Below are 6,217 nucleotides of genomic sequence, written 5' to 3' on the forward strand. Positions count from 1 at the left end.
TGGTGAACGCAGCGCCCGGGTCGGCCTGGGCCTCGCTCAGGTCGGCCGGCGGCATCGAGGAGGTCGTGGTCGCCGGGACCCCTGCGCACGACGACCCGATTCGCCTGACCGACGAGCACCTGTTCGACCTCGCCTCGGTGACGAAGATCTTCACGACCGTCACGGCCCTGCGACTGGTCGACGAGGGATCGCTCGATCTCGACGCGCCGGTCGCGGCCGTGCTGCCGGTCGGGTCGGGACGCGACGCCGAGACGATCACGCTGCGCCGCCTGCTCACGCACACCTCGGGGCTCCCCGCCGAGGGGCGGCTCTGGCGCACCGGCATGCGCGGCGAGCAGCTGCGCGAGGCGGTTCTCGGCGCGGCGCTGCTGAGTCGGCCAGGAGAGATCCACCGGTACTCGGACGTCGGGTTCATCGCGATCGGCGAGCTGCTGGAACGAGTCTCCGGCCGACGGCTCGACGAGCTCGTCGGCGAGACCGCCGCGCTGATCGGCGCCGAATCGCTGACCTGGACCCCTGAGGCCGAGCGCGCGGTGGCGACCGAGGTGCAGCCCGACCGCGGCCTCGTGCGCGGAGAGGTGCATGACGAGCTCGCGGCGGCGCTCGAACGTCCCGCCGGCCACGCCGGGCTCTTCGGGACCGTGCACGACGTAGCCGCACTGGCCCGCGTGGTGCGCGACGACGGCATGGGCGCGGGGGGCCGCGTCCTGTCTTCCGAATCCGCACGGCTGCTGAGAGAGCCCGCCGCGCCGGCCGACGGCTTCGAGCAGGCGGTGGGCCTGCGGGTCCGCGACGCGAGCTGGATGGGACGGGCGGATGCCGTCGGCCACACCGGCTTCACCGGCACCGCCTTCGCGGTCTCGCCCCGCACCGGCGACTACGGAGTCCTCCTGCTCAACCGGGTGCACCCCACGCGGGAGAGCGCCGACGTGAGCGCCGTTCGTCGATCCTTCTTCGCGTTCCTGGCGGCCTGAGACACGAGAAGGGCGGGAACCGTCCTCCGGTTCCCGCCCTTCGCCGTTCGCGGAGCGCTCAGTTCTTGAAGGCGTCCTTGACGTTCTCGCCGGCCTTCTTGGCGTCGGCCTTGACCTGGTCGGCCTTACCCTCGGCCTCGAGCTTGTCGTTGTCGGTCAGCTTGCCGACGGTCTCCTTCGCCTTGCCGGCGATGTCCTGAGCGGCGTTCTTGATCTTGTCGTCGAGTCCCATGGTGCTTCCCTTCGTGGTGGTGGATCCTGACGGCGAGATGGTCTCTCGCCGTCTTATCGCCGGCCTGTGAGCATCCGACGATAAGTCTGTGAGTGTCTGTCGCCGCTTGCGTCAGGACAGGCGGCGCTGGTCGTGGGCGAGCCGAGCGCGGAGTCCGGTGTGGATCGACACGTACGTAGCTGTCTCGCGTCCGGTGAGGGTGGCGAGGTTGGTCAGCAGTCGGTCGAGGTGGTCGACGACCTCGCGCGGGTCGGTGTTCTGCCGTGGGGTGACCGCGACGTGCAGCACCGGCTCGCGATGGATGTCGTTCGCGGTGACGCTCGTCGACAGGATCTCGTCGCGGTTCGCGAGGGAGTTCTTGACGGCATCCGACACGAAGGACTCCGTGACCGTCACGCGCCCCAGCGGGTTCTGCGATCCCGAGGAGCGCAGCGCCGTCTTCGAACGGCGACCCGCCACGCTGGTGAGCGCCAGTATCAGCAGCACGATGACGACGACGACGGCGGCGACGGCTCCGATCGCGACCCAGGAGACGCTGCCCCCGGCGATGGTCGTCGCGGCGATCGCCTGATCCAGCCAGGACTCGGAGTTCTTGCCGGCCTCGCTCCAGATCTCGCTCGCGGTGGGCCAACTCATGATCGTGATGCCCACGGCGCCGAGCGCCAGGAACAGAAGACCGATGATGAACAGCAGGATGCGGTTCAGGGCGCGATTCGTGTTGTTCACAGCTCGTCATCCTCCTGGGTCGGGCGTTCGATGCGCACGCGGGTGCGGACGCTGCGGGTGAGACGGTAGGTCTCGATCTCGGCCTCGGCTGCCGCCTGCACGGCGGCCTTGTCGACGGGGATGCCGGCGCCCGGCCGCAGGGTGACGTCGACACTGCGGTGTCCGACGCCGACGGTGACGTCGTCGCGGGCGAGCCCGGTTTCCTCGGAGAGATGCTGGGCCAGGGCGCTCGCGATCACGCCGTTGTCGACGACCACGGCGCGGTCGCCCGCGTCGATGGTGTGGCGGGAGAGCCTGCCCGGGGTCACGGCCAGCCAGATGAAGATGAGCCCGATGATCGCGAGCGCGACGCTGCCTGCGATGACGAGGCCCGCGGGCTGGGCCGTCGGCAGCCCCACGAGCCACCCCGCCGCCGCGGCCGGACCGAGCAGGAGCGCCGGCTGGGCCAGGAGGCTCAGCACGATCTCGAGACCGATGTAGGCCAGGGCGAGGATGAGGAGGATGACCGCGACGAACATCGCGGCGGTGCGCGGTGAGTGGGTCTCGCGTCGCACGACGCGACGCAGTGCCGGGCTGGTCATCGCACTCGTCTCCTTTCGGGGATGGTCGCTCCGGTGATGGTCAGCGCGATTCGGCTGACCTCACGGCCGAGGATGCCGGTGAGGCGCTGCTGCAGCTGTTCCTGCAGCTCCCTGGCGCGGTCGAGGACGGGGGTGGTTTGGGAGATCGCGACGGTGTCGTCGAGATCGGGGACGGGTAGCGGGCTGGAGATGCGGAGGGCGATCCCCGTGCCTCGCTCGATGACGTCGGCCTTCACGTCACTGCGGGAGACGCCGATCAGCGACGCGGAGGCCTGCTCCACGACGGTTCGATAGACGCGTTCCCGCACGATGACGCGGCCGGGAAGGGCTCCCCCGCCGGCGGCGGGCCCTGAGGGGCCGCCACCGGCGATGACGTTCTGGTCGACGCTCATCAGGAGGTTCGCCGCCCCGTGAAGACGTCGGCGAGGCTGCGGACGTCGAGCTTGCCGGAGACGATGCGCCCCACGAGCGCGCCGATGCCGGCGAGGACGGCCACGAGGAGGAATCCCCAGAAGCCGAACGCCAGAGCGGCGAGCGCGAGGAGGGCACCGATCAGGGCGCCGGTGGACGTGGGGCTCATGAGACGCGCGACTCCTCGTTCTCGGTGCTGTCGTCGCCCGGCACGTGCACGTCGTTGACCTCGACGTTGACCTCGACGACCTCGAGACCGACGAGGCGCGTGATCGCACCCGCGACGGCGGCGCGGACGTTGTTCGCGACCTCCTGGATGGGGGCGGGGTACTCGACGACGATGGTGATGTCGGCGGCGGCCTGGGTCTCCCCGACCTCGACCTTCACACCCTGCGCGAGGTCGGTCGCGTTGATGACGTCGCGGATGGCGCCGAACGCGCGGGCTCCGCCGCCACCGAGCGCGTACACGCCCGGGATCTCACGCGCCGCGATACCGGCGACCTTCGCGACGACGCCGTCGGCGATCGTCGTGCTGCCTGCGGCGTTCACGTCGGCGGGGACTCGCGACGTCGAGAACGACGACGAGCGGTCGACGCGCGGCGCGGGCGTGGCCGCGGCGGTGGTGTCAGCCAGCTCCTTCTCGGCGGGGCTGGTGGAAGTGTTCTTCTGGTCCTGCGTTGCCATGACGAGTCCTATCTGTATCGACGGCCGGCCGATCCCTGAGGGGTGTCGCCGGGAGCGTGTGTGTCGCTCATAGATAGGACGCACGAGGTGCGCGATTCGTCACAAAGAAGTTCGAGAAGGGGCGAAGAAGTTTCGGGAGGAGGGAAGAGAGCGCTGACGGGGTGCGGGGATCGCCGCGCACCCCGTCAGGACATCACTCTCGGGATGCCGCGGCGCTTCGCCGGCGGGACCTCGTCATGAGCACGGTCCCGCCCGCCACGAGGAGGGCCAGCGCCGTGAGGATCGTCGCGACGGGGAACTCGGTGCCGGTGGAGGCGAGCGAACCCGGCTGTGCGGAGCCGGCGGCTCCCGGCGCTGCGGCGCCGCCGCTGCCGGTACCACCGGAAGGCGTGCCGGGATCGGATGGGTCGACCGGGTCGACAGGATCCACCGGGTCGACCGGCCCCGCGGCGACCGCGGCGGGCGCGCTCTCCACCGCTGCGGCGTCGAGCGCGGTGACGACCCAGGTCTCTTCGGCCGCACGAGCCGTGGAGCCGAGTGCCGCGAGCTCGGACGCCGGGACCGTGTAGCCCGCTTCGGCCGCGCCCCCTGCCCAGATCGTGTCGACGAGTGTGCCGCTTCCCGCCACGATCTCCTCGGGCGTGCCCGTACCTCGGTAGATCGCATACTGGCGCGCTTCTGCGGCATCGCCGGCTCGCCACGTCAACCGGTCGTCGGTCAGGGCGAGGTCGGTCGGGGCGGAGACCATCCCATCCGACAGCCACGGCTTGGCGGGAACCAGCGTGGGGTGCGCGAACGCCTCGCTGCGGAGCAGGTCGATCGCGGTGTTCTTCGCCTGGTGCTTCGGCTGCTGGTCGGGGGGCAGCGCCGCGATGTCACTCGGCTTCATGTCGTTGTAGCTGAAGAGCACGCTGCCGTCGATGCCGTCGAGCTTCTGGTTGAAGCGGACCTGGTTCGGCACCTCCTCGGGGTTCATCCATGCGGCTTCCCACCCGCCGTTGTTCACGTGCTTGTAGAGGGCGTGACCGACGTAGACCTGCGTGCGGCTGCCCTCTGCGACGTCGCTCCACCATCGAGCGAGCTCGCCGTACGGGGCGGCAGCCTGGTCGAAGCTCCAGTAGATCTGGGGCGTCACGTAGTCGATCAACTCGTCCTGCACCCAGGCGCGGGTATCGGCGAACACCGCATTGCTGTAGGTCTGCGACGACGCGGTCGGCGTGTTCGATCCGGCCGGATTCAGCGCCCTGTGCTCCCAGATGCCGAACGGGCTGATCCCGAGCTGCACCGCTGTGCCGGCATCCGCGTTGTGGGCATCGATCACATCACCGACCTGGGTGACGAGATCGGTGATGTTGTCGCGTCGCCACGCCTCGATGCCCTCCGGGCTGTCGGCGTACCCTGCCGTCAGCCCGAACTCCTCGAACGTCGCGCGGTCCTCGCCCGCCGTCCCGAAGAACACGTTCACGCCGTCGACCGTGATCCGGTACGGGTAGAAGTAGTCGTCGAAGTGGATCGCGTCGACGTCGTAATTCTCGACGATCTCGGCGACCGAGTCGGCGACATACGCCGGGACCTCGGGCTGGCCAGGGTCGAGGAACAGCTTCTCTTCGAACGACAGCACCCAGTCGGGATGCTGGACGGCGAAGTTGTCGTCGGCGAGGATGCCGGCTTCGTTGAGCGCGGCGATGTACTCGGGGATGGTGAGAGCCTTGACCTCGTCGGCGGTGAGGCCGAGTGCTGCGAGAGTGGCGGGCGCGGTCATCTTCGTGTTCGTCACCCGGTACGGGTTGAGCCAGGCGTGGAACTCCATGCCGCGCGCGTGGGTCGCGTCGACCAAGCGCTGCAGTGGGTCGTAGCCCGGGTCGGCACCCTGAGTGCCGGTGAGGAACTCCGACCACGGGTTGAGGGTCGACGGGTAGTACGCGTCGAGCAGCGGCCTGACCTGGAAGATCACGGCGTTCATGTTCCAGGCGGCGAAGTCGTCGAGCACCGTCGCGTATTTCGCATCGAAGTCAGCGACGTCGGTCGGCTTGCCGAAGTTGAGGTTGCCGATCGTGCCGACCCACGCGCTCGAGAAACGGCGGTTCTCGGGCTCGAGGCTCGTCGGGATCGTGACCTGCTCCTCTGAACCGGGGTACGTCTCCACGGGCGTCGCGCTGTATCCGTACGTGCCGTCGGCGTTCTTCACGTACGCGGTCAGGGCCTCCTCGTCGACGGCTGCTCCCGCGGCGGCGGCGGGCGCGGTCAGCGCGAGCACTGCCGCTGCAGCGATCGCGATGGGTCTTCTCTTCATCGAGTCCTCCTCGGCCGTCCTGGAAATGCTTTCCACAGTTGCGACCTGTTGTGAAAGTTACTATCACTCTGACACACGCCGGTGAGGATGACCAGGGGCAAGTGGAGTCGGGGAGGGTGGACAAGCAAAAGACCCCGACCGGATGTCTCCGGTCGGGGTCTTGGAATCCTGCGTTTCGGTGGCGAGTGAGGTGTCTGGGTTCAGGACATAGGCGACACGTGATCGGCGACACGTGAGTCGCGTCATAGGCGACAGTGGGGCATGTCGTCGAAGCATCGGGTCGTGGTGTTGAAGATCATCGCTGGAGAACTCTCGA

At 69.0% G+C, this 6,217-nt stretch carries 8 protein-coding genes; 1 reads left to right on the forward strand and 7 read right to left on the reverse strand.

Annotation, left to right across the window (positions count from 1 at the left end):
• The first annotated feature begins 2 nt into the window (after window positions 1-2).
• Window positions 3-974 carry a serine hydrolase domain-containing protein gene (locus M3195_RS08230; RefSeq protein ID WP_251586389.1) on the forward strand — a complete coding sequence of 324 codons (972 nt, stop codon included), beginning with the start codon at window positions 3-5 and terminating at the stop codon, window positions 972-974.
• A gap of 58 nt (window positions 975-1,032) precedes the next feature.
• Here the strand turns inward: M3195_RS08230 and M3195_RS08235 are convergent, their stop codons facing one another.
• From M3195_RS08235 to M3195_RS08265, 7 genes are all read right to left on the reverse strand, one after another.
• The gene (locus tag M3195_RS08235; RefSeq protein ID WP_144876933.1) at window positions 1,033-1,206 is read right to left on the reverse strand and encodes a CsbD family protein; all 174 of its coding nucleotides are present in this window, start codon (window positions 1,204-1,206) and stop codon (window positions 1,033-1,035) included.
• A gap of 111 nt (window positions 1,207-1,317) precedes the next feature.
• Window positions 1,318-1,932, reverse strand: coding sequence for a hypothetical protein (locus M3195_RS08240; RefSeq protein ID WP_251586390.1), 615 nt, complete (start codon window positions 1,930-1,932; stop codon window positions 1,318-1,320).
• Entirely contained in the window at window positions 1,929-2,513 is a 585-nt protein-coding gene (locus M3195_RS08245; RefSeq protein ID WP_251586392.1) for a DUF6286 domain-containing protein, read from the reverse strand. Before M3195_RS08245 ends, M3195_RS08240 begins: the two co-directional genes overlap by 4 nt.
• A complete protein-coding gene (locus tag M3195_RS08250) occupies window positions 2,510-2,905 on the reverse strand; it encodes a hypothetical protein (RefSeq protein WP_251586394.1) in 396 nt (131 codons plus the stop codon). Before M3195_RS08250 ends, M3195_RS08245 begins: the two co-directional genes overlap by 4 nt.
• A complete protein-coding gene (locus tag M3195_RS08255; protein ID WP_096714348.1) occupies window positions 2,905-3,093 on the reverse strand; it encodes a DUF2273 domain-containing protein in 189 nt (62 codons plus the stop codon). Before M3195_RS08255 ends, M3195_RS08250 begins: the two co-directional genes overlap by 1 nt.
• The gene (locus tag M3195_RS08260; protein WP_251586397.1) at window positions 3,090-3,608 is read right to left on the reverse strand and encodes an Asp23/Gls24 family envelope stress response protein; all 519 of its coding nucleotides are present in this window, start codon (window positions 3,606-3,608) and stop codon (window positions 3,090-3,092) included. Before M3195_RS08260 ends, M3195_RS08255 begins: the two co-directional genes overlap by 4 nt.
• Before the next feature lie 193 nt (window positions 3,609-3,801).
• Window positions 3,802-5,901, reverse strand: a complete 2,100-nt coding sequence (locus M3195_RS08265) for a glycoside hydrolase family 10 protein (protein WP_251586399.1) — start codon at window positions 5,899-5,901, stop codon at window positions 3,802-3,804.
• Window positions 5,902-6,217 lie beyond the last annotated feature (316 nt).

The organism is Microbacterium hydrocarbonoxydans (assembly GCF_023715885.1).
Taxonomy (GTDB): Bacteria; Actinomycetota; Actinomycetes; order Actinomycetales; family Microbacteriaceae; genus Microbacterium; species Microbacterium hydrocarbonoxydans_C.